We start from the raw sequence: 21,940 nt of genomic DNA, 5'->3' as shown, positions 1-21,940 counted from the left end.
AACAAAACATTAGCTAAGCATGTATAGACAATATTTATAAAAAACGTAATTTGGCTATTCATTTAGAATAATAAGAGAAAGAAGGGAAGATATGGAGAGAAATTATCAAATCAGACATGAAATACCAAAGATTGAACATTTCAACCAATTAAGGCGAAAAGCAGGACTTAGCGTTAAAGATAATAAGGCAGTTGTCATTGGTCTTTCGCATACATTGTTTGCTGTTACGATCTATGATAGAGATTGCTTAATTGCTATGGGAAGGGTGGTTGGCGATGGGGGCACTGTTTTTCATGTAGTAGATATTGCTGTAAACCCTTCTTATCAAAGAAAAGGTCTCGGTAAAAAAGTAATGACAGAAATTATGGGCTATTTAGACACTCATACATTTAAAGGCTCATATGTTAGCTTAATTGCTGATAGTCCGGCCAATAAATTGTATCAACAGTTTGGTTTTTGTTATACTGCGCCAGGTTCAGTGGGGATGTATCGCATTTATTGAGGTTAAAATAATTTTTAGTAGTAGTTAAAAGGTGGATGAAAATGAAGAAATCAATCAAAGAAAGTCATACACTTTATGCGGTGAAAGGGTACCTTCCTAAAAGACAAGAAAGTATACAGATAGGCAAGCTGGGTCATTTTGCATTTGAAAAAGGATATTACGTTTATGTAGGTAGTGCCAAACGTAATATTCGCTCAAGGGTCAATAGACATATCGCAGTAGAAAAAAAGCAGCGTTGGCATTTGGATTATCTGCGTCCTTTTTTAAAGATAGAAGAAGTCCAAACTTATTCAGGTAAAGATGGTGAATGTCAGCTTTTTGCAGGATTGCGAGAAAGAAATAATGGAAGCATTCCAGCAAAAGGCTTTGGCTCCTCTGATTGTAAATGTGTATCGCATTTATTTTATACTGAAAAAAATCCAATGCTAACTTTTCATTAAATCATTTTTTCTTAGAGATCATTAGCTTTCTTTGACAAGTAGTAGAAATTATCTTAGAATAAATGGAAATAAAACTCGTTTTCTAAAGAAAGAGGTTGCTTGATGAGTGTCGTAGGTATCTAAAATTAGCAATTGAATACAAATAAGCTAAAATTTTGGCAAGCTTATTTGTTATGCCTTTAGATACCTGAGAAAACAATGAATGTTAAAAAGGTGATGGGGCTTCCTGTCGCCTTTTTTGCTGTGAATCACTAAGATTCAACGACCAAGGGGAGTTGAAAGTAGATGATGAGCAGTACTAGGCGAGAGGAGCGAGCGTAGTTCCCCAAACCGAATCACTACGATTCAGCGACCAAGGGGAGTTGAAAGTAGATGATGAACAGTACTAGGGCGAGCGGAAGCGAGGCGTAGTGTCCTTTACTTCGAATAGCCTTTAATATTAGCCACCACAATGGAAAATTTCAAAAGTTAGAATAACTTATTTTTACGAAAACGAGTGAATTCGTTGTTTTTAGGATATCTTATTTCCAATAAGAAAGGATATAAAAAATGAATTCAGCTTTATATGACGCAACAGAATTTACAAAAGTTAAGCAAAACGTTATTGATCGATGTATTAGTGATTATGCTAAAGAACGATTAGAAAACAAGCAACCTGCTATTAGTTATAATATGGTGCAAAAAAGGTTAACCGAGACGCAAGAAGCATTGGCAATCTTAAATTCGAATCAACATGTCCCATTTATGGGTTTGAGTCAAATTAAATATTTAACGAAGAAAATTGAAAATGGGGCTATCTTAGAAGCAAGTGAATTAACTGAATATAGCGATTTTTTACGTTCCTTTCATTTGATTGCTGCTTTCTTTGAAAAAAATCAATATCAGACGCCGACTTTATTTCGTTATGCAAATGATCTAACAGAATTTAAAAAGATTATTACGACTATTCAAGAAAAGGTCGATGGAAACCGTGTAAAAGATGAGGCTTCGCGAGAGTTAAAGAAAATCCGCGGGAAAACAGCTGATATCCAGGCAACTATTGAAAAAAGTTGTGATAAGTTGTTGAAAAAAGCGACGGCAAATGGTTGGGTACAAGAGCGACTGTTCATAAAAAAAGAGGACCGTTATACTTTACCTATTCAATCAACTTTTCAATCAAAAATCGCAGGGACGATTATTGAGCGATCCAATTGAGGAACTACCGTTTTTATTGAGCCCGAAAGTGTACGCAAGTTAAATGATCAATTAATTATTGCAAAAAGTGAAGAAACAGCAGCGGTTTATCAAATTTTAGCGACATTAACAGGAATAATCGCTGAACAAGCAACGGCGATTGGTTATTGTATAGATATTGTGGTGGAGTTGGATAGTATTTTTGCTCGGGGAAAATACAGTCAGAGCATCGATGGCAAAAAGATCGCGATAAATGATCAAGAAGAACTTATTTTCGACCAGGTAAAACATCCACTATTGCAAGATGCTGTTCCACTAGATTTGACCCTAGGGGTAGATAATCGCGGGTTAATTATTACTGGACCGAATGCCGGCGGGAAAACAGTGGTATTAAAAACGATTGCCTTGGTTTGCTTAATGACAGGATTTGGGCTGTGTGTTAACCATGGTGGAAATTCCTCCATAGGAATTTTCAAGAAAATTTTTATCGATATTGGAGACCAGCAAAGCTTGGAAAATTCATTGAGTACTTTTTCTGCCCATATGCAAAATATCAGTTATATCTTGCACCAAACAACGGACAATACTCTTATTTTATTAGACGAATTTGGTAGTGGCACAGAGCCTAATGAAGGGGCTGCTTTGGCGATTGCTACCATGGAATATATGTATAAAAAGAAAGCTATCATTATTGCTACCACGCATTATGGTGAGATTAAAGATTTTGCTTTGCAGCATGAAGATTTTCAAACGGCAGCTATGGCCTTTGATTCAGCAACTTTAACGCCAAAATATCAACTTTTACTCAATCAAGTAGGTCAAAGCAACGCTTTTTGGATTGCTCAAAAAATGGAAATTTATCCGGAAATTTTGCAGAATGCGCAACAGTATTTGGTAGATAAAAATTATACGACGGCAAAAATTGAGCGGAAAAGACCACAACGCTCTTTAAAAGAATCTTCTGCTCAGCCAGTTTTTCAAAAAGGGGATCGCATTGGAGTCAGGAGTTAAAAGAGAGCGGCCTTTTCTATAGCTACCAAGATCATGATCATGCACAAATTTCTATAAACAAACAATTTTATACGGTGCTTTTGAAGCGTTTGACACTAGAAATATCTAGGGAACACTTATATCCGGAAAACTACGATTTAGAGCAACTCTTCATTGATTTTCATGAAAGAAAATTCAATAAAGATATTGACCGTGGCTCTAAAAAAGTACAAAAGCAACTACGCAAACAAGCCGAGGATAGGAACAAACATCGTTAATAGATTATACATTTCCTGAAAGATAAAACCGGAAACAAAGAATCATAGTTATTCTATGGTTCTTTATTTCCGGTTTTTTTGTAAAAGGATAGCATAGGAATCGTAGCAACAAAATTTAAACAAGTACAAGTCGAAGGATGTTAAATACGGCAAACAATAGCAATGTACTTCCGGCTCCAATGCCTGTTATAGCGCTTGCTCTGTAGGAAATGTTTTTCATTCGTTGTATCGTAACAATTGTCGTAGCGACAAATAAAAGAGCTAATAGATGCATCGTAGGTTCTTGGAAGATAAAAGCCAAAGGGGAGAAATGGATTCCTACAATAAGACAAATCCATGGCGCAATGTAATTATCTGATTTCTTTTTATATAACAAATAAGCACCAATGCCTCCAACTAAAAATTCGATAATAACGATAATATAATACCATAAGGATAGTCCATATTCTGTTAATACACTGGCTTCTTCTTGATAAGTAAAAATTAGATAAACGCCTAATACGCCGAGTAAGAAAGAAGTAGCGCAAGCAATAATTAAATACTTCTCCCAACTCTTTTTAGGACCTTCCAATGCCCACCCAAACCAAACAAATGCAAAAAAACCATAAATAACAACTGACGTGGCAATATCTCTAAGATAATCCATTGGACATCCTCCTTAGGAAAAAGCTTGCTTAGATAAACTAGGTTTCTACATTTGATGGTGTTTTATAGCTTGCTAACATTTACAGTGTACTTATTTAACTTAAGTATAATTGACGCCTGCAAATAGTACAAGTTTTCTATGCCTATATTTGAAAGCCTTTTTATATGCGTTTGTTCATGGTAAACTATACAAAAGATGATCATTTCGAAAAATTAGACATTTTGTTTACTTAAGCCAATCGGTACGACTTCCAGTAGGTGGTACGAGGAGGTAAGAATATGAAAATCCAACGTATTGATCATGTTGGTATTATTGTCGATGACCTTGCTGATGTTAAAACTTTTTTCATTGAATTTGGGCTTAAGGAGTTGGGGGAAACCGAAGTAAAAGGCGAGTGGGTAGAAAAAATCATAGGACTTAGTAATGTAAAAGAGACCGTGGCGATGTTAGCTACACCAGAAGGAGAAACGATGATAGAGTTGGTAAAGTTTCATTCGCCTGCTGACAAAAATGGAATTCAATACCCTGGATCAAATACTTTAGGAATTCGCCACATTGCATTTGCCGTCGAAGATATTGAAGCTATTGTTGCCGATGTAAAAAAGAAGGGCGCAGTGCTTATTGGTGAAATACAAAACTATAAAAATATGTATAAACTGTGTTACATACGCGGACCAGAAGGTATCATTTTAGAATTGGCGGAAAAGATTGGTTAACTTTTTGTTGTAGACATTTTACAATTTTTATTTTAATAATAAGAAGAGTTTAATCTATAATCATAGCTAAGAAACTTTTCTGAATAGGTCAAAAGGAGGCTTTCTTATGAATCAATCGACAAAAATTGAAAATGTGATTAACTATGTTAAAGCACATGATATAGATTTTACTCATTCAAAATACGTTCTTTATGGAAGGACAGGTGCTACTAATGCTAGTCTATTTTTGTTTGGCGGGTTAGGTGCTCTGTCTATGAAACAATATATTATGGTTTTGGGTGAAAATTACCTAACGTTGATTTTGTTATCGATGAGTGGTGATTTTAAAGAAAGCTTCACAACTATTTCTTATGACGATATATTTGATATTTCTTTTAAAAAGGGCTTAATTACGAATTTATTTATTTTTCACACAGATAATGAAAAAATAAAAATCAGATGTAATAAAAAGGTTATAGGAATGCATTGGCAAAGTACAAATATGGATTCCTGTCTTAATCATCCTGCAATAGCTAAATATGTTTAATAAAAGCTTGATGTTTATAAGTTGGATATAAAAAACACCCACTGCTATAGCAAAAGTGGGTGTTTTTTGAACAATAACTTGTTATAAAGCTATACTTGCCCCAGGACCTATTGGCAATCCAAATAAGAACCAGATAACTAATAGAAGTGACCAAGTAACTAGGAATGCCATAGAATAAGCTAACATGGTAGATACTAAAGTACCAATACCTGCTTTATTATCATAACGTTGAGCAAAAATCAAAATCATCGGGAAATAATTCAACAATGGTGAAATAACATTAGTTGAAGAATCAGCGATCCGATAAGCGATCAATGTCATTTCAGGTGCAATGTCTAAATTGTAAAGCATAGGTGCAAAGATAGGAGCTAAGATCGCCCACTTTGCGGATGCTGAACCAATAAATAGGTTGATAAAACCAGCCACGACAATAAATCCTAAAACTAGCGGTAAACCAGTTAAGTGAATAGATTCTAGTAAGTCAGCTCCCGATACTGCTAAAATCGTCCCCAAATTAGTAAATTCGAAATAGTCGATCAATTGTGCAGCGAAGAAAGCTAAAACGATATAATTTCCCATAGAACTCATAGCCTCTGTCATGCCTTTTACAAAATCAGAAGAATTTTTAATTTTACCCACTGTTAGCCCATAAGCTAAACCAGGTAAAGCGAATAATAAGAAAATTGCCAAAAGCAGACCCGTAGATAAGAAATCGTTGATGGACTCTGCGCCAATTGCTTCGTCGAAACTTCTAAATACTGCTCCTTGTGGGAACATCAAAAAGGCCATAATAACAACATAGATGATTAAAACGATTAAAGAATTACGCAGCCCTTTTCTTTCAATATCGGTCAATGATTCAAAATCTGGACGATAGTCTCCTTTGTATTCGCCTAATCGAGGTTCAACAAATTTATCAGTGATCAAAGCGCCTACGATTGTGAGTACAACCGAAGAAACAATCATAAAGTACCAATTTGCTGTAATCGACATTTCATAATTAATACCTGCTGAATTAAGTGCTGCGTTTGTAATATCAACGAGTAAAGCATCAGTAGGACCAATCAGTAAGTTTGCAGAAAAACCACTAGATACCCCAGCAAAAGCAGCAGCAAGCCCTGCAAGTGGATGGCGTCCAGCACCAGCGAAGATAAGCGCGCCTAATGGAATAATAACAACATAACCTACATCAGAAGCGATGTTTGATATAATACCTGCAAATATAACAGCTGCTGAAAGTAAGAAAGCTGGAACATTTGATAATAAACGTTTTAACGTGGATACAATAAGTCCGGTCCATTCTGCGACGCCTACCCCTAACATAGCGACAAGTACAGTACCTAAAGGTGCGAAACCAGTAAAATTATCAACAGCTGAATTAAATATATGATTTAACCCTCCAGCTGAAAATAATGAAACTGCCTCTACTGTAAGGTTCTCTCCTTCTTCAGCGTCAAAGTATTCGACACTTAAGCCTGTTGCACCTGCGATGCCTGATATTACAATGACAATTGCAGCTAAAATAATGAATAACATAACAGGATCAGGCAATTTATTTCCGACTCTTTCTATCCAACCGAAAAAGCCTTTATTTTGCTGTTTTTCTATATCGTTCACGTGAACTCCCTCCTTGAAAAAAATACACAAAGATTATAAAAACTTTGTGAGTTACCAATGAGTTTACTAGTTGTTCACTGAGAAGACAAACAATTTTCATCAAAAATTAAGTAAGAGAAGGTGTTTAAGAAAATCATTATTTATAAACTTATTTTTCTCAATAAATGTTGTAAATCTGTTATAATATAATAAATATTGCGAAATATATCACAAATGTAGTTTTGCAAATAATAAAATAGAGGAGGAATAGTATGGAAATACAAGATATCATGAAAATTTTAGAAAAAGATATGAAAGTGGCTGTAATTTCAACTGTGGATGAAAACAATCAACCTCATGCACGTCATATTAATATCGGTGTGGCCAATGAAGAAGGCGTCTTTTTTATGACCAGTCCTAAAACCAATTTTTATAAGCAATTACAAAGTAACCCTAAAATAGCTATTACTGGTTTTTTAGAAGAAGATTATTTGATACAAGTGATTCGAATCGAAGGAAAAGTCCGGAAATTGGGAAAAGATAAGTTGCAAGAGGTGTTAAGTGGAAATCCTTATATAGAACAGGTCTATCCCGATGAAGATGAGCGTCAAAATGTGCAAGTCTTCCAACTTTATGAAGGAGAAGGCTTTTATCATAGCTTAACGCAAGGGCACAAGTATACATTTGAAATACATGCTTAAACTTTTAAAAGCTACTAATTAAAAAATAAAAGAGGCTGGGACAAAAGTCTCCTTAATAATAAAATATCCGAACTATAAGAGAGATCGTTTCTGCGGTTACTCGTCGCACGAATTGCGTTGCTCCTGCGATTACTCGTCGCACGAATTGCATTGCTCCTGCGGTCCAGCAGGTCCTCGTCGCAAATCCACGACAATTAGAAAATCTCATCAAATATAGTTCGGTTTTTTTCTTGTCTTTATTTATGTCCCCGCCTCTTTTAGCATTTTTTAAATAATTATACTCGCTCCACTTTTAGCTAATGGAACTGATGAAGAAATCATATATGAAATTGATGATATTAAAGTCTGTGGTGGATTTGTTGATGGTGACCGTGGTGCTGACCATAATGTTCTTATAAGCGAAGATGTGGACTGGGCAGATATCATTGAGTGGAGAACGATTGTTGTTCCTGAAATGGAATCCTATATCAGTGACGAATCGATTGAGAAGTATGAGAGCTTGGGGTATGAGAATTTCCCAACAGATAATAATCATATTATGGGCTTTAACGCATTTCAGTTAAGTGATGGTTTAGCATTCTAACTATTGTATGAAACGTGAATTATGTTATAATAGTATTGAGGTGACTTGCATGATTCAAGCTACATTACTTCAATTGTTTGAAGAACATAACGGCATTTTAACAACGGGGATGGCAAATGAATATGGTATCAATGATTCTACACTTAGGAAAGCTGTTGAACGAAACGATATTCAAAAGTATTGTCGAGGCGTTTATTTTTTAAATGACCTCTACTTTGATGATCTCTTTATGCTTCAATTGAAATATTCAAAAGGTGTCTTTTCTCATGAAACAGCAGTTATGCTGCACTGGTTAAGTACCAATTATCCATTTGTCTATCATGTATCTTTCCCCAGAGGGTATCATTTAATCTCAGCTAAGGAACAAAACATCAAGCCTTATTATGTGTCAGCAAATGATTTGACTAGTGAATATGTTGATGTGGTGGACAGTTGGGATTCCAATCCATTAAGAGTTACTAACTTGGAAAAAACAATCGTTGATATGTTGCGCCATGAAAAAGCAGCTCCTGGCATTATTGAGGAGATGTTAGATGATTATCTGAATAGAGAAGATAAAGATATTAAACGGTTAAAAGATTATGGGGAACGATTCAATATAGAAGACTTAATTAACGAAAGGGTTTTGTCCGTTGTTAAGTAAACAGAAAATGAAGAATCTTATTCGACAAAAAGCAAAAGAAACGGGATTGCCATTTCAACAATTATATGGGCTGTATGCTATGGATCAATTTGTAGCTCAATTGAGTGAAACAGAGTATTCAAAACACTTGACTGTGAAAGGTGGCTTTCTTCTTACAACGTCATATGGTTTGGAGAATCGAGCAACTGGTGATTTAGATTTTACAGTTAAAGGGCTTGACTTAAATGAAGAGAACATAAAAGAAATGGTTAATTCTTTACAAACGCCCGACGGTGAATATAAATTTGATTTTAAAGGGTTGAGGGAAACCAGAGAAGCCTTTGACTACAATGGTTATGAATTAAAGTTAATGTTTAATAATGGTAATGTTAAAATTCCACTTAATGTTGATTTAACTACTGGTGAGGACCTTATTGAAATGGATACCGATGAAAAAGTTCGTTCTGTTTTTACAGATGAAGAATATTCCATTACAGGCTATCCTGTTGAACAAATACTGACAGATAAATTTTATACGTTAATGGCTTATGGTGAAATTGACGATAGTAATTCAAGGATGAAGGATTATTATGATTTATATTTGTTGACAAAAGCAAAACTTGATATTGATTTGGATAAGGTTAATGTTGGTTTGGATAAAACGATGAATCAAAGAGATAATGCTATCGAGGCTGAAGATTATGATAGGATTTTAGAATATTTAAAACAATCGAATAAGCAAAAAGAAATGTGGTCGAATTTTGAAGTTAGTAAACCATATGCTGAAGGGATTAGCTTTGATGAAGTTATGGATCAAATTCAAGAATTTTTAGATGACTTAGTTGAAGTACGTAAACAAAATTATATTGATATTGATTTTGAAATCGATGAGATTTAGAACGGTAAAAAAGAAAGGTTGAGGGAGTCAAACGAGTAGAACCAGACAAAGAAGAAAAGTGGAGCAAAGCTCTTGTCCACAGATTTCAATCTGTGGACAAAAATAGCTAAACGTTGTGTTATGATGAAGTCGACAAAAACAAAACATAAATAACGAAAGACTGGCTGTTTTAGGTGGTCAGTATAATAAGACGAATCAGTTTATTGTGAAAAAATATTGTGTCATTGACAAGCCTGTACTAGTTTAAAACTCATTAAAAAGCCCCAGAATTGAATAGTTCTGGGGCTTTCGTTCGTTCTGTCGGTTTATTTATACAACGTAACTACTAAAGAAATGATTGGATTAAACGAATGTCTTTATGACTTATACACTTCCAAAAACTGATAGTTCATATTTTACATTAAAAACGTATTATTATTTAATTTTTAATCAGAACGTTATGTAAAACACGTATATTTCAAAACAAGGTTATTTTTTGAGGGACAAAAAAGGGGCAGAGAGGGAGCAATTTTATCATTTCTAAGCCTATCTAAGCAAAAACAAAAGAGGGGACAATCGTTGCTGTGACAACAATTACCCCCCCCCTCTTAGAACTTTTAAGAATTATACTCGCTCCACTTTTCCTGACTTCAAAGCACGAGCTGATACCCAAACTTTTTTTTGTTTGCCGTTTTCCAAAATGCGGACTTTTTGTAAGTTAGGTTTAACACTACGTTTAGTAGCGTTCATCGCATGTGAACGATTATTGCCACTTTTTGTTTTACGACCTGTATAATGACATACTTTTGACATGTGTAGTTTCCTCCTTTGCCTTGAACTAGGAGCGCTTGTTTTTTCGCTCATACTAGTTGAATTTAGCACAATTTTGAGCTGTTTGCAAGTAATATTTTCTTCTTACATTGACTTTTGCCCTGTAACATTGTAAATTAGACAAGGTTATGAAATTTTTTATGAAAATAATTGATGAAAAACTTGCAGGAGCTGTTTATCTATTAAATTAATTTCTATAAGAATAACTTTCTACATTATATCAACTAATTTCAGTTTTGATATTATATGAATAAAAAACAGCTTTGGATTTTTATAAACTTACCGCCATTTTACTAATAGCTTGTTAAGATAGGCCATCTTCTTTTATTTAGAGGTGGGCTGTGTTAAAATATTGTAGTATAAAATGGACGGCTTGTCGGCTAAGGAGGCTTATCATGGCTGTAAAAATAAATACATCGATAGGAACCATTGAAATAACAAATGAAGTCATTGCAACAGTTGTCGGTGGTGCGGCAACTGATGTTTTTGGTATCGTGGGTATGGCTAGTAAAAACCAGCTCAAAGATAACATTAATGAAATCTTACGTAAAGAAAACTACGCACGTGGTGTTGTGGTACGACAAGAAGAAAATGGTATCGCCGTTGACGTATACACAATCGTAAGTTATGGCACCAAAATCTCAGAAGTTTCACGTAATGTGCAAGAAAAAGTAAAATATAACCTTGAAACAATGCTTGGCGTTGTTGCTAATTCAGTGAATGTTTTTGTTCAGGGTGTTCGGGTCTTGCCTGATTAAAGGCAGAAAACTAGCTGAATATTCAGCGATTGTAACTTAAGGAGGATTACCAGTGAAAGTAACGGATATTAGCGCAAGCCAATTTCAAGAAATGGTTCAAGCAGGCGCGAATCGTCTTCAAACAAATGCAGAATTTGTTAATTCGTTAAATGTATTTCCAGTACCAGACGGCGATACTGGTACGAATATGAATTTATCAATGACCAGCGGCGCTAAGGCGGTGTCTGATTCAATGTCAGACAACATAGGAGAGCTAGCTGATTGCCTTTCAAAAGGACTTTTAATGGGTGCAAGAGGTAATTCAGGTGTTATTTTATCTCAATTATTCCGTGGTTTTAGTAAGCAAATTGGGGAATTGGATGTTTTATCGGCTAATGATTTAGCACAGGCCTTTAAACATGGTGTCAATACAGCTTATAAAGCGGTAATGAAACCAGTTGAAGGTACGATTTTGACAGTTGCAAGGATTGCAGCTGAATATGGCGAAAAAAAAGCAGCCTCTTCTGATGATTGTGTGGAGGTTATGACCGCTATTGTAAAAGGTGGAAAAAAAGCTTTAGATAAAACACCAGATTTATTGCCGGTTTTAAAAGAAGTTGGTGTTGTTGATAGTGGTGGACAAGGTCTGTTGTTTATTTATGAAGGTTTTTTAAATGCACTAAATGGAGAATATGAGGGAGAAGATCCTTTTGTATCACCAGCTGCTATGGACGAATTAGTGAATGCAGAACATCATCGTAGCGTACAAGGGCAGATGTCAACAGATGAAATTAAATACGGCTATTGTACTGAAATCATGATTGAGATCGGAGAAGGCCCTACGGTAGAAAGCGAATTTGATTATGATAGCTTTCGGAATTATTTAAATGAACTGGGAGATTCTTTGTTAGTTGTCAATGATGATGAAGTAATCAAGGTCCATGTACATACAGAATATCCAGGCGAAGTAATGAACTATGGCCAAAAATTTGGATCATTGATCAAGATAAAAGTTGACAATATGCGTTTGCAGCATGAAACCATTTTAAATAAAGATGAAGAAGACGAAGCTAACGCGCAACAGCAACCACGTTGTGCCTATGCTATTATTACTGTTGCTGCGGGCAATGGCGTGAAAGAACTTTTTGAAAGTTTGGGTGCTAAATATGTGATTTCTGGTGGTCAGACCATGAATCCGAGTACTGAAGATGTCATAAATGCTATTAAAGAGGTCAATGCTGATCAGGTGATCATCTTACCAAATAATAAAAATATTTTTATGGCAGCTAAGCAAGCAGCCGAAGTCGTTGAAATCCCTGTGGAAGTGGTACCTTCTAAGACCATTTCTCAAGGGATGGCAGCTATGTTAGGTTTTAATGAACGTCAGTCTTTAAAAGAAAACAAAGATGCTATGGTACAGATGCTTGATACCGTTGTTTCTGGTTCTATTACTCACGCGATCCGTGATTCGAGTATTGAAGGGATCAATATCAAAAAAGATGACTTTTTAGGTATTGTTGATGGAAAAATTGTCGTCTCAGAAGCGGATATGTTAGCTTCTGCTAAAGAGACTTTGAAACAAATGGTCACAGAAGATACAGAAATCATTACCATCATCATTGGAGAAGATGGTTCACAAAAAGATGCCAAAAAACTAGAAGAAGCTGTCTTAGCAGTTGATAGTGAATTAGAAGTAGAAATTCATGAAGGAAATCAACCTGTCTATCCTTATCTTTTTTCAGCTGAATAATAAGACAGCTCTTAAAAAACGTTAAAAGTTAGATAGAGGCTGGAACATTAGTCATTTCCAGCAATGAATCATAAAAGATGAGTTGTTCCAACAGTTCGCCGATTTTTTAGCGATGAGGGCGACTAAGACTGTCAGAGTAATTCTCTAGTCGTTCGGATTTGATCATTGCTGAAATCTTTTGTTTCAGCCTCTTTTTCGAAAGTTGGTGATAAAATGTTGCAAGAACCAATTACAAAACTTAGTGGGGTAGGAGAAAAACGTGCGCAAGCCTTGGCTGACTTGGGCATTGAGACAATTGAGAATCTGTTGAACTACTATCCGTTTCGTTATGATGATATCAAAGAAAGAAATTTGGCAGAAATCAATGACCAAGAAAAAGTGACGATCAAAGGAGTCGTAGTCTCTCCTCCAGTTGTTAATCGTTTTGGTTATAAAAAATCAAGATTGCAATTTCGTATGATGCAAGATCATGATGTTTTTAGCGTTTCTTTTTTTAACCAGCCTTACTTAAAGGATAAAATCGTCCTTTCTGAAGATATTGCTGTTTTTGGTAAGTGGGATGGTAAACGTAAATCATTAACAGGGATGAAAATACTTGGCGCTAAACAAGAAGGCGATTTTGCGCCTATTTATCATGTTAGTAAAGCGGTACGACAACAAACATTAGTTGATTTGATAAAAAAAGCCTTTGTTCACTTTGGCGATCAAATTGAAGAAAATCTTCCACTATCTTTAATTGAAAAATATCGTCTAATGGAAAAAAAAGAAGCGATGTATGCGATGCATTTTCCCAATACGCCAGAAGAACATCATCAAGCGAAGCGACGTGTAGTGTTTGAGGAATTCTTCTTATTTCAAATGAAAATTCAAGGTCTAAAAAAAGAAGAAAAATCAGAAAAACATGGTATCGTCATTGATTATGATGTAGAACGGGTAAAAGCATTTACGCAAAAATTACCTTTCTCATTAACCAATGCGCAAAAACGCGTAACTAATGAGATTTGTCGGGACTTTTTACAAGCTAAACATATGCAACGCTTATTACAAGGTGATGTAGGAAGCGGAAAGACAGTTGTTGCGGCGATTGCTTTATATGCGGCTGTTACAGCGGGCTTTCAAGGTGCTTTAATGGTGCCCACTGAAATTTTGGCGCAGCAGCATTTAGCGAGTTTGAACCAATTGTTTGATCCTCTGGAAATACATACTGCGCTTTTGACAAGTTCGACAAAAGCAAAAGAAAGACAAGAAATTATTGAAAAACTACAACAAGGAGAAATCGATGTTGTGGTTGGGACACACTCTTTGATTCAAGAAGGGGTAGACTTTTCTAATCTGGGTTTGGTAATTACTGACGAGCAACATCGTTTTGGGGTCAATCAACGCCGCGGCTTAAGAGAAAAAGGCTTTCAGCCGGACGTCTTATTTATGACCGCAACACCTATCCCGCGTACTTTAGCAATTACTGCTTATGGTGAAATGGATGTTTCGGTTATCGATGAAATGCCTGCGGGAAGGCTTCCTGTTAAAACACATTGGATCAAACGTGGGCAATTGGAAGATGCTTTAAAAAATGCGCGCTTAGAATTGGAAAAAGGGCAGCAAATGTATGTAATTTGTCCCTTGATCGAAGAATCTGAAAGCTTGGACGTGCAAAATGCTGTAGAGTTATACGAAGAATTGAAAGATTTCTTTTCTCCTAACTTTGTCGTAGGCTTACTTCACGGGAAAATAAAAGCTGAGGAAAAAGAAGAGATCATGGGAGCATTTAAAGATAATGAAATTCAAGTGCTCGTTTCAACGACAGTGATTGAAGTAGGTGTTGATGTTCCAAATGCGACAACAATGCTTATTATAGACGCGGATCGTTTTGGCTTAGCGCAGTTGCACCAGTTGCGAGGAAGGGTAGGAAGAGGACAGCAAGCTTCTTCTTGTATCTTAGTGGCTAATCCTAAAAATGAATTAGGCAAAGAACGTATGAAAATTATGACTGAAACCAACAATGGTTTTCTTTTAAGTCAAAAAGATTTGGAATTACGTGGTCCTGGAGAAGTATTTGGCTTTAAACAATCCGGCCTGCCTGAGTTTGTCGCAGCTGATATTGTAGCTGACGCTAATATCTTAGAAGTAGCCAAAGATGAAGCACAAAGTTTATGGCATAAAAAAAATTGGCAATTATTACCTGAATATGCAGGCTTGCTTGCTTATTTAAAAGAAAAGGATCCAGAGAACCAGTTTTTTGATTAAAGCTTTATGCTATACTAAAAAAAGATGAATCAGAAAAGGAAAGGTGTGCAAATAAAGTGAAGATCGCAGTAGATGCTATGGGTGGCGATAATGCACCAGAAGCAATTGTTTCTGGTGTAATGTTAGCCAAAAAGGATTTTCCTGAGCTTGAATTTCAGTTATACGGAAAAGAAGCAGAAATTAAAAAATATGTAACAGATGAAAGCAATATTACGGTTATCCACACAGATGAAAAGGTAGATAGTGAGGATGAACCTGTTCGCGCGATTCGTCGCAAAAAACAAGCTTCAATGGTTTTAGCGGCGCAAGCTGTAAAAAAAGGTGAAGCAGATGCTTGTTTTTCTGCAGGTAATACAGGTGCACTTTTGGCTGCTGGTTTATTTATTGTAGGACGTATTAAAGGCATAGAACGTCCTGGTTTAATGTCAACATTACCTGTTATTGGTGAAAATAGAGGATTTGATATGCTGGATTTAGGTGCTAATGCTGAAAATAAAGCGGAACATTTGCTTAAATACGGTATTCTGGGATCTTTTTATGCAGCCAATGTTCGAAAGGTAGAAAATCCTCGAGTAGGACTTTTAAATAATGGAACAGAAGAATCTAAGGGCAGCGAAGTAACTAAAAAAGCTTTTGAGCTTTTGACTAATGAAGCTAGCATTAATTTTGTGGGAAATATTGAGTCTCGCGACATTTTAAATGGCGTTGCTGATGTTGTTGTGACAGATGGGTTTACTGGTAATGCTGTCTTAAAATCAATCGAAGGAACGGCTTTAAATATTACTAAACTGTTGAAACAATCCATTCTTGATGAAGGCGTCAAAGGAAAATTGGGCGCTTTATTATTAAAAAATGCACTTGGTGGTTTAAAAAATGAAATGGATTATTCCAAATACGGGGGCGCCGTTTTATTCGGGGTGAAGTCTCCTGTTATAAAAACACACGGAGCAACAGAACCTGAAGCAGTGGCGGCAACAATTAGACAGATCCATACGATGTTGGAGACAAAGGTCGTTGAAAAGCTAACTGAACAATTTGAAAGAGATGATGCAGCTAATTAATGTAATGAAAATGCAACTTTTGTTACAAAAATGAAAAAAGTATAGACAAACGATATAAAAAATCGTAAAATATTGGGTAGCTATTTCTTGCTATGATAACGGCGTGGAGGTGAGTACAATTGACGCGTGATGAAATATTTAATAAAGTAGCTGAAGTGATCGCCAATCACTTTGAAGTGGCAGCTGATCAAGTAAATGAATCCATGAGTATTAAAGATGACTTAAATGCTGATTCAATCAGTGTGATGGAATTTGTGTTAGAATTAGAAGAAGCATTCGGTACAGAAATTTCCGATGAAGACGCAGAACAAATTCAAACGGTTGGCGCAGCAGTTGATTATATTAATTCAAATTTAAACTAATAAACGATCGATCCTCTAATGAGGGTCGTTTTTTTATTAGGGCTTAATTTCTGATTTTTTATTGAAATAAAAAGCCATAAATTTCCCCAAAGTTTTTTGCTTTCTTATCGCACAATCATTTCATTATTTAGTAAAAATCAGTATAATGTAAGAAGGTCAAAAAAGAAAAGGAATGGAAAAATGGACAAACAGTTTTTAAAAGAATTAAAAGAGAACTTTAGTATTGTGTTCCATGATGTCAATTTGTTAAATCAGGCATTTACCCATTCATCTTATGTGAATGAGCACCGTCAACTACAATTATCAGATAACGAACGTTTAGAATTTTTAGGAGATGCTGTCTTAGAATTATTAGTTTCTAGATTTTTATACTTTCAGTATCAAGACGTACCAGAAGGAACATTAACAAAATTAAGAGCGGCGATTGTAAGAGAAGACAGCTTAGCGTCATTTGCTAAGGAATGTCATTTTGATCGTTATATCGCTCTTGGTAAAGGTGAAGAGCATTCCGGTGGGCGTCAGCGTCTAGCTTTATTATGTGATTTATTTGAAGCTTTTTTAGGCGCTTTGTATATAGATCAAGGCTTAGAAAAAGTTGAGAAATTCTTAGAGATGGTTATTTACCCTAAAGTTGTATCAGGTACTTTTTCACATGAGATGGATTATAAAACACGTCTGCAAGAAGTTTTGCAGCGTTCTGGAGACCGTATTATCGACTATCGTTTAGTTAAAGAAGAAGGCCCTGCTCATGAGCGTCTTTTTTGGATTGAAGTATATTGTGATGACGAATTAGTCGGTAAAGGTCACGGCAAATCGAAAAAAATAGCAGAACAAGATGCGGCAGCTAATGCATTAGCCGATCTTGAACGTAAGTGAGGAACCTAGGTGTATTTAAAAAAAATCGAACTAGCCGGTTTTAAATCATTTGCTGACCGTACAGTGATCGACTTTGAAAATAGGCTAACCGGCGTTGTTGGTCCAAACGGCAGTGGAAAAAGCAATATAACTGAAGCTGTACGCTGGGTATTAGGCGAGCAATCTGCCCGCAATTTACGTGGTGGAAAAATGCCTGATGTGATTTTTGCTGGTTCGGATTCACGTAAACCGTTGAATATTAGTGAAGTCACAGTAATATTAGACAATACAGACCATTATTTACCAGTGGATTATAGTGAAGTAAATGTTACTCGCCGCTTACACCGAACGGGTGAAAGTGAGTTCTTTTTGAATAAACAAGCTTGTCGGCTAAAAGATATTCAAGAGTTGTTTATGGATTCCGGGCTTGGAAAAGAGTCTTTTTCCATCATTTCTCAAGGAAAAGTCGAAGCTATTTTTGCGAGCAAACCGCAAGATCGACGAGGGATTTTTGAAGAAGCTGCGGGTGTTTTAAAATATAAACAGCGAAAAAAACAAGCGGAACAAAAGCTTTTTGAAACTGAAGATAACTTAAGCCGTGTGCAAGACATCGTCTATGAACTAGAAGATCAGATGGCGCCTTTAAAAGAACAGAGTAAGATTGCCAAGCAGTATTTATCATTAAAAGAAGAATTCACTCAAATTGATGTCGCTTATACTGTTGCTGAAATGAAGGAAGCAAAGTCTGGTTTTGAACAAGCAGCACAGCAACTAGAAAGTTTAAACGAACAGTTGGCGGCTCTTGCACGGCAAATTCAGGAAAAAGAAAGTAAGTTACAAGAACAGCGTAAAAAACGTAGTCATCTTGATCAATGGTTAGAAGAAAACAATCAGAGTCAAGTTTCTTTGGCTGAAGCGTTAAAACAAGCTGAAGGACAAAAAGAGGTATTACAAGAACGTTCAAAGCATACGCAAAAGAGCGCACAAGAATACCAAGAAAACTTAACGGAAACAAACGAAAAAATTAGCACTTTAGAAAAAGAAAAAGCGAATTTGGTAGAAAAGTTATCGCAAAAAAATGGCTTTGCCCAAACAGTTGAAAAAGAAATAGAACAAGCAAATGCGGAATTACAAAAATACCAAAAATCGACGAAAGAATTAATCGAAGAACTGCGGGCTAAATATGTAGATCAGATGCAAGAACAGGCCAATATTGGTAACGAGCTAAAATATCTTGAACGGCAATATACACAAGAAGTGGCTAAAAACCAAAGTTCTTTGGAAAAACAAGAAAATGCAAACAAAGATTACCAGCAAAAACAAGAAAGTGTTACAGAAGTAAGTAACCAGCTAGAGCAATTGCAAGCTACAATATCTGAAGAAAACAAACAATTTGCTCGTTTACAAGAAAAACAACAATCCTATCAAAAACAATATGAAGATGCACAAAAGAAAATGTATCAATTGATGGATGAAACGCGTCAAATTAAAGCTAGAATTAAATCTTTACAAGATATTCAAGAAAATCATTCTGGCTTTTATCAAGGAGTACGTGTTGTCTTGCAACAACAAAATGAACTTTCGGGTATTGCAGGAGCGGTAGCTGAATTAATTGAGGTACCATCCGATTATACTCAGGCTATTGAAACAGCTTTGGGTGCGCAAGCACAGCATATTGTGGTAGAAAATGAAGTAGCTGCTAGAGAAGGGATCACCTTCTTGAAAAGGCGCCAAGCTGGACGAGCAACTTTTTTGCCGATGACTACAATCAAGCCACGACAAATATCCACTACAGCATTGAACCAAGCACAAAGTGTTAATGGTTTTATCGGCGTTGCTAGCCAATTGGTCCAGTTTTCTGCAGAATTTTCTGCGATTATGCAGAACTTATTAGGGACAACTTTGATCGCTAACGATTTAGAAAGTGCCAATGCTATTGCTCGCGCTGTACAATTTCGTTACCGAGTGGTTTCTTTGAGTGGAGATGTGATGAATGCTGGAGGTTCTATGACAGGTGGCGCGACTAAGCGTGGCAATAAGGGAAACTTATTTAGTCAGGCAAATGAACTCCAGAGTCTAAAAGAACAGGCGCAGCGCAGCGACCAAAGATTACAAACAATTGAAAAACAAGTAGCACAATTTCAAAAACAAGCGACAGATTGTCAAAAAGAACTGGAGAATTTGCGAACAAAAAGTGAATCTTCTCGTTTAGAAGAACAAGAATTACAAAGTCGTAAGAACCATATTTTGGAAGAAATTGAGCGTTTGGATAAAGAGCAGAAAATTTATGAATTTGAAAATCGTGAAGTACAAGACTTTATCAATAGTTATACAGAACAAAAAGAAAGCTTAACAAAACAGCAAGAAAATGTAGGAAAAGAGCTAGAAAAACTACAAAACGAAATGCAAGACTTAAATGAACAAGATGATTTAATAGAAAAAAGACGAGAAAGTCTTAGTCAAGAATTGTCTGAAAAAAAAGCAACACTTGCTGTAAATAAAGAACAAATAAATACACTTAAACAACAGATTCAAACAAATGAGCAATCTTTTTCAGAACAAACACAGCGAAAAGAAACATTGGAAAAGCAATTATCATCTTTAACATCGAACGTTTCAGATCATGAAGTATCCGAAGAATCTTTACAAAAGCAAATTGCATCTTTAACAGAAAAAAAAGATGAACTGCAAGTAAAATTACGTGATAAAAGAGAAAAACGTGACCGTTTGTATCAAGAAATCAATGAACAAGATGAAAGCTTGAGTCAGTTAAACCAAGAACAAAAAGAAAAATTAGCTGAAAAAACAACGGTTGAAGTAGCTAAAAATCGTCAAGAGAATTTACTAGATCATCGTCTTGCTTATTTACAAGAAGAATATCATATCACTTTTGAAAAAGCCGAAGCTGACTATCAAGCGGTAGAAAAAAATGATGAAACAAAAGAACAGATTCAACATTTACGTTATAAGATTGAACAGTTAGGTCCAGTAAATTTAAATGCGATTGAACAATATGAAGAAGTTTCTCAGCGTTATGACTTTTTGCATAAGCAAAGAGAAGATTTACTAGCAGCTAAAAATCAATTGTTTACTACCATGGGTGAAATGGATGAAGAAGTGAAAACTCGTTTTAAGGATATTTTCGAAAAAATTCGACAACAATTTAAAGTAGTTTTCCCTAATATGTTTGGTGGCGGACGTGCTGAATTATTTTTGACAGATCCTAATGATTTATTAAATACAGGAATTGAAATTGAGGCACAACCACCAGGCAAAAAATTACAGAATTTAAGTTTACTTTCTGGAGGAGAACGAGCCTTGACTGCTATTGCGTTACTTTTTTCCATTATTCAAGTACGCCCCGTTCCTTTTTGTATATTGGATGAAGTAGAAGCAGCACTTGATGAAGCGAATATACTACGCTTTGCTAATTACTTACAGACTTTTAATAATAACACGCAATTTATTATTGTAACCCATCGAAAAGGAACAATGGAAGCTTGTAATGTATTATATGGGGTTACAATGGAAGAATCTGGTGTTTCTAAAATTGTCTCGGTTCGGTTAAAAGATGTAGGAGAAAATGGACAAATTGCAGTTGAAGGGAAAGATAGTGTATGATTAAATTGATAGCCATTGATTTAGATGGCACATTGTTAGATGGACAAAAAAAGATTTCTTTAAAAAACAAAGAAGTTTTGCAAGAGGCTAGAGCACAAGGAACTAAAATCGTCATTTGTACTGGTCGCCCACTGGCGGGTATTCGTCCTTATTTAGAGGAATTGGATATGCAAGCTGTTGGGGATTACAGTATTACTTTTAATGGTGGTTTAGTGCAAAAAAATGATACGGGAGAAATTGTTGAAAAAGCAGCGATGAAATTAGAAGATATTATGGATTTGACGCACTTAGCTAGAGAACTAGATCTTCCCTTAGATATATTGTCAGATGATGTGGTGTTGTCTTTGCCAACTTCAGCTCAGCATTTATCAATTTATCCGCAGTTAAATCCGCTGTTAACTTTTCAAGCAGCGTCTGTTGAAGAACTAACAAGCAAACGTTTATATAATAAAGCTGTTGTAGGATATCATCAAGAGTATTTAGATGAGCAAATCGCTAAAATCCCAGCGATTTACAAAGATCGTTATGAAGTGATTAAATCTCGTGGCAATTTGTTGGAATTTATGCCTAAGGGAATTACTAAAGCCTTTGGCATTGCTTCTTTAGCCAAAGATCTTGCTTTTTCTCCTGAAGAAGTAATGGGGATTGGCGATGAAGAAAATGACTTGCCGATGATTGAATACGCAGGATTTGGTGTTGCGATGGCAAATGCTGTAGCACAGGTAAAAGAAAAAGCCAATATCATCACCACTTCTAATGAAGAAGATGGGGTTGCAGAAGTGGTTGCAAAATATGTACTCAATAATTGAGCGCCATTAAAATTTAGGCA

General features: G+C 35.7%; 19 protein-coding genes and 1 pseudogene. 17 read left to right on the top strand and 3 right to left on the bottom strand.

Annotated elements, in window-relative coordinates; all coding sequences use genetic code 11:
• Nucleotides 1–91: 91 nt before the first annotated feature.
• The 3 genes and pseudogenes from AC806_RS10165 to AC806_RS12325 all read left to right on the top strand — a co-directional run bounded on the left by AC806_RS10165 (nt 92) and on the right by AC806_RS12325 (nt 3,383).
• Nucleotides 92–502, top strand: coding sequence for a GNAT family N-acetyltransferase (locus AC806_RS10165; protein WP_069029261.1), 411 nt, complete (start codon nt 92–94; stop codon nt 500–502).
• A gap of 41 nt (nt 503–543) precedes the next feature.
• Nucleotides 544–942 (top strand): GIY-YIG nuclease family protein, encoded by a 399-nt coding sequence (locus AC806_RS10160; protein WP_014125607.1) that lies wholly within the window; start codon nt 544–546, stop codon nt 940–942.
• A 549-nt stretch (nt 943–1,491) separates the two neighbouring features.
• Nucleotides 1,492–3,383 (top strand): annotated as a pseudogene (locus AC806_RS12325) (endonuclease MutS2).
• A gap of 115 nt (nt 3,384–3,498) precedes the next feature.
• Here AC806_RS12325 and AC806_RS10150 read toward each other — a convergent pair.
• A complete protein-coding gene (locus tag AC806_RS10150; RefSeq protein ID WP_061840984.1) occupies nt 3,499–4,029 on the bottom strand; it encodes a hypothetical protein in 531 nt (176 codons plus the stop codon).
• A gap of 278 nt (nt 4,030–4,307) precedes the next feature.
• Between AC806_RS10150 and AC806_RS10145 the strand changes: the two genes are divergently transcribed.
• Nucleotides 4,308–4,745 carry a VOC family protein gene (locus tag AC806_RS10145; protein ID WP_014125602.1) on the top strand — a complete coding sequence of 146 codons (438 nt, stop codon included), beginning with the start codon at nt 4,308–4,310 and terminating at the stop codon, nt 4,743–4,745.
• Between the two features lie 106 nt (nt 4,746–4,851).
• A complete protein-coding gene (locus AC806_RS10140; RefSeq protein ID WP_014125601.1) occupies nt 4,852–5,271 on the top strand; it encodes a PH domain-containing protein in 420 nt (139 codons plus the stop codon).
• Nucleotides 5,272–5,352: 81 nt separating this feature from the next.
• Here AC806_RS10140 and AC806_RS10135 read toward each other — a convergent pair whose 3' ends face one another.
• On the bottom strand, nt 5,353–6,888 hold the full coding sequence (locus AC806_RS10135) for an AbgT family transporter (RefSeq protein WP_014125600.1): 1,536 nt from the start codon (nt 6,886–6,888) through the stop codon (nt 5,353–5,355).
• Between the two features lie 251 nt (nt 6,889–7,139).
• On the opposite strand from AC806_RS10135, the gene AC806_RS10130 reads away from it, so the two are divergent.
• The 4 genes from AC806_RS10130 (at nt 7,140) to AC806_RS10120 (ending at nt 9,671) form a co-directional block, all read left to right on the top strand.
• Entirely contained in the window at nt 7,140–7,568 is a 429-nt protein-coding gene (locus tag AC806_RS10130) for a pyridoxamine 5'-phosphate oxidase family protein (protein WP_014125599.1), read from the top strand.
• 406 nt (nt 7,569–7,974) lie between these two features.
• Nucleotides 7,975–8,151, top strand: a complete 177-nt coding sequence (locus AC806_RS11905; protein ID WP_014125598.1) for a hypothetical protein — start codon at nt 7,975–7,977, stop codon at nt 8,149–8,151.
• A 49-nt stretch (nt 8,152–8,200) separates the two neighbouring features.
• Nucleotides 8,201–8,794: a type IV toxin-antitoxin system AbiEi family antitoxin domain-containing protein gene (locus AC806_RS10125; protein ID WP_014125597.1), complete on the top strand. Its 594-nt coding sequence runs from the start codon at nt 8,201–8,203 to the stop codon at nt 8,792–8,794.
• On the top strand, nt 8,784–9,671 hold the full coding sequence (locus AC806_RS10120; protein WP_014125596.1) for a nucleotidyl transferase AbiEii/AbiGii toxin family protein: 888 nt from the start codon (nt 8,784–8,786) through the stop codon (nt 9,669–9,671). The genes AC806_RS10125 and AC806_RS10120 overlap by 11 nt, the downstream gene beginning before the upstream one ends.
• Before the next feature lie 603 nt (nt 9,672–10,274).
• Here the strand turns inward: AC806_RS10120 and rpmB are convergent.
• Nucleotides 10,275–10,463, bottom strand: a complete 189-nt coding sequence (rpmB, locus tag AC806_RS10115; RefSeq protein ID WP_061840985.1) for a 50S ribosomal protein L28 — start codon at nt 10,461–10,463, stop codon at nt 10,275–10,277.
• Between the two features lie 413 nt (nt 10,464–10,876).
• On the opposite strand from rpmB, the gene AC806_RS10110 reads away from it, so the two are divergent.
• The 8 genes from AC806_RS10110 to AC806_RS10075 all read left to right on the top strand — a co-directional run bounded on the left by AC806_RS10110 (nt 10,877) and on the right by AC806_RS10075 (nt 21,920).
• Nucleotides 10,877–11,239 (top strand): Asp23/Gls24 family envelope stress response protein, encoded by a 363-nt coding sequence (locus tag AC806_RS10110; protein ID WP_014125594.1) that lies wholly within the window; start codon nt 10,877–10,879, stop codon nt 11,237–11,239.
• 52 nt (nt 11,240–11,291) lie between these two features.
• Nucleotides 11,292–12,968: a DAK2 domain-containing protein gene (locus AC806_RS10105; protein ID WP_061840986.1), complete on the top strand. Its 1,677-nt coding sequence runs from the start codon at nt 11,292–11,294 to the stop codon at nt 12,966–12,968.
• Between the two features lie 213 nt (nt 12,969–13,181).
• Nucleotides 13,182–15,212, top strand: coding sequence for an ATP-dependent DNA helicase RecG (gene recG / locus AC806_RS10100; RefSeq protein ID WP_014125592.1), 2,031 nt, complete (start codon nt 13,182–13,184; stop codon nt 15,210–15,212).
• Between the two features lie 56 nt (nt 15,213–15,268).
• Complete coding sequence (gene plsX, locus AC806_RS10095) at nt 15,269–16,273, top strand: phosphate acyltransferase PlsX (RefSeq protein ID WP_014125591.1); 1,005 nt, start codon at nt 15,269–15,271, stop codon at nt 16,271–16,273.
• Between the two features lie 119 nt (nt 16,274–16,392).
• Entirely contained in the window at nt 16,393–16,635 is a 243-nt protein-coding gene (acpP, locus tag AC806_RS10090) for an acyl carrier protein (RefSeq protein ID WP_014125590.1), read from the top strand.
• Between the two features lie 180 nt (nt 16,636–16,815).
• Entirely contained in the window at nt 16,816–17,511 is a 696-nt protein-coding gene (gene rnc, locus AC806_RS10085) for a ribonuclease III (protein WP_014125589.1), read from the top strand.
• Between the two features lie 9 nt (nt 17,512–17,520).
• Complete coding sequence (smc, locus tag AC806_RS10080; RefSeq protein WP_014125588.1) at nt 17,521–21,111, top strand: chromosome segregation protein SMC; 3,591 nt, start codon at nt 17,521–17,523, stop codon at nt 21,109–21,111.
• Nucleotides 21,108–21,920, top strand: a complete 813-nt coding sequence (locus AC806_RS10075; protein WP_069029260.1) for a Cof-type HAD-IIB family hydrolase — start codon at nt 21,108–21,110, stop codon at nt 21,918–21,920. Before smc ends, AC806_RS10075 begins: the two co-directional genes overlap by 4 nt.
• Nucleotides 21,921–21,940: the final 20 nt, after the last annotated feature.

Origin of the sequence: Tetragenococcus halophilus (genome assembly GCF_001712815.1) — a bacterium.
Classification (GTDB): Bacteria; Bacillota; Bacilli; order Lactobacillales; family Enterococcaceae; genus Tetragenococcus; species Tetragenococcus halophilus.
The sequence above is the reverse complement of the archived record's forward strand: the minus strand, read 5'-3'. Positions and strand labels throughout refer to the sequence as shown.

What these genes read in the sequence shown, in the direction of transcription:
- AC806_RS10165 (WP_069029261.1), top strand. Translation starts at nt 92, where the DNA reads ATGGAGAGAAATTATCAAATCAGACATGAAATACCAAAGATTGAACAT.
- AC806_RS10160 (WP_014125607.1), top strand. Translation starts at nt 544, where the DNA reads ATGAAGAAATCAATCAAAGAAAGTCATACACTTTATGCGGTGAAAGGG.
- AC806_RS10150 (WP_061840984.1), bottom strand. Translation starts at nt 4,029, where the DNA reads ATGGATTATCTTAGAGATATTGCCACGTCAGTTGTTATTTATGGTTTT.
- AC806_RS10145 (WP_014125602.1), top strand. Translation starts at nt 4,308, where the DNA reads ATGAAAATCCAACGTATTGATCATGTTGGTATTATTGTCGATGACCTT.
- AC806_RS10140 (WP_014125601.1), top strand. Translation starts at nt 4,852, where the DNA reads ATGAATCAATCGACAAAAATTGAAAATGTGATTAACTATGTTAAAGCA.
- AC806_RS10130 (WP_014125599.1), top strand. Translation starts at nt 7,140, where the DNA reads ATGGAAATACAAGATATCATGAAAATTTTAGAAAAAGATATGAAAGTG.
- AC806_RS10125 (WP_014125597.1), top strand. Translation starts at nt 8,201, where the DNA reads ATGATTCAAGCTACATTACTTCAATTGTTTGAAGAACATAACGGCATT.
- rpmB (WP_061840985.1), bottom strand. Translation starts at nt 10,463, where the DNA reads ATGTCAAAAGTATGTCATTATACAGGTCGTAAAACAAAAAGTGGCAAT.
- AC806_RS10110 (WP_014125594.1), top strand. Translation starts at nt 10,877, where the DNA reads ATGGCTGTAAAAATAAATACATCGATAGGAACCATTGAAATAACAAAT.
- recG (WP_014125592.1), top strand. Translation starts at nt 13,182, where the DNA reads ATGTTGCAAGAACCAATTACAAAACTTAGTGGGGTAGGAGAAAAACGT.
- rnc (WP_014125589.1), top strand. Translation starts at nt 16,816, where the DNA reads ATGGACAAACAGTTTTTAAAAGAATTAAAAGAGAACTTTAGTATTGTG.
- AC806_RS10075 (WP_069029260.1), top strand. Translation starts at nt 21,108, where the DNA reads ATGATTAAATTGATAGCCATTGATTTAGATGGCACATTGTTAGATGGA.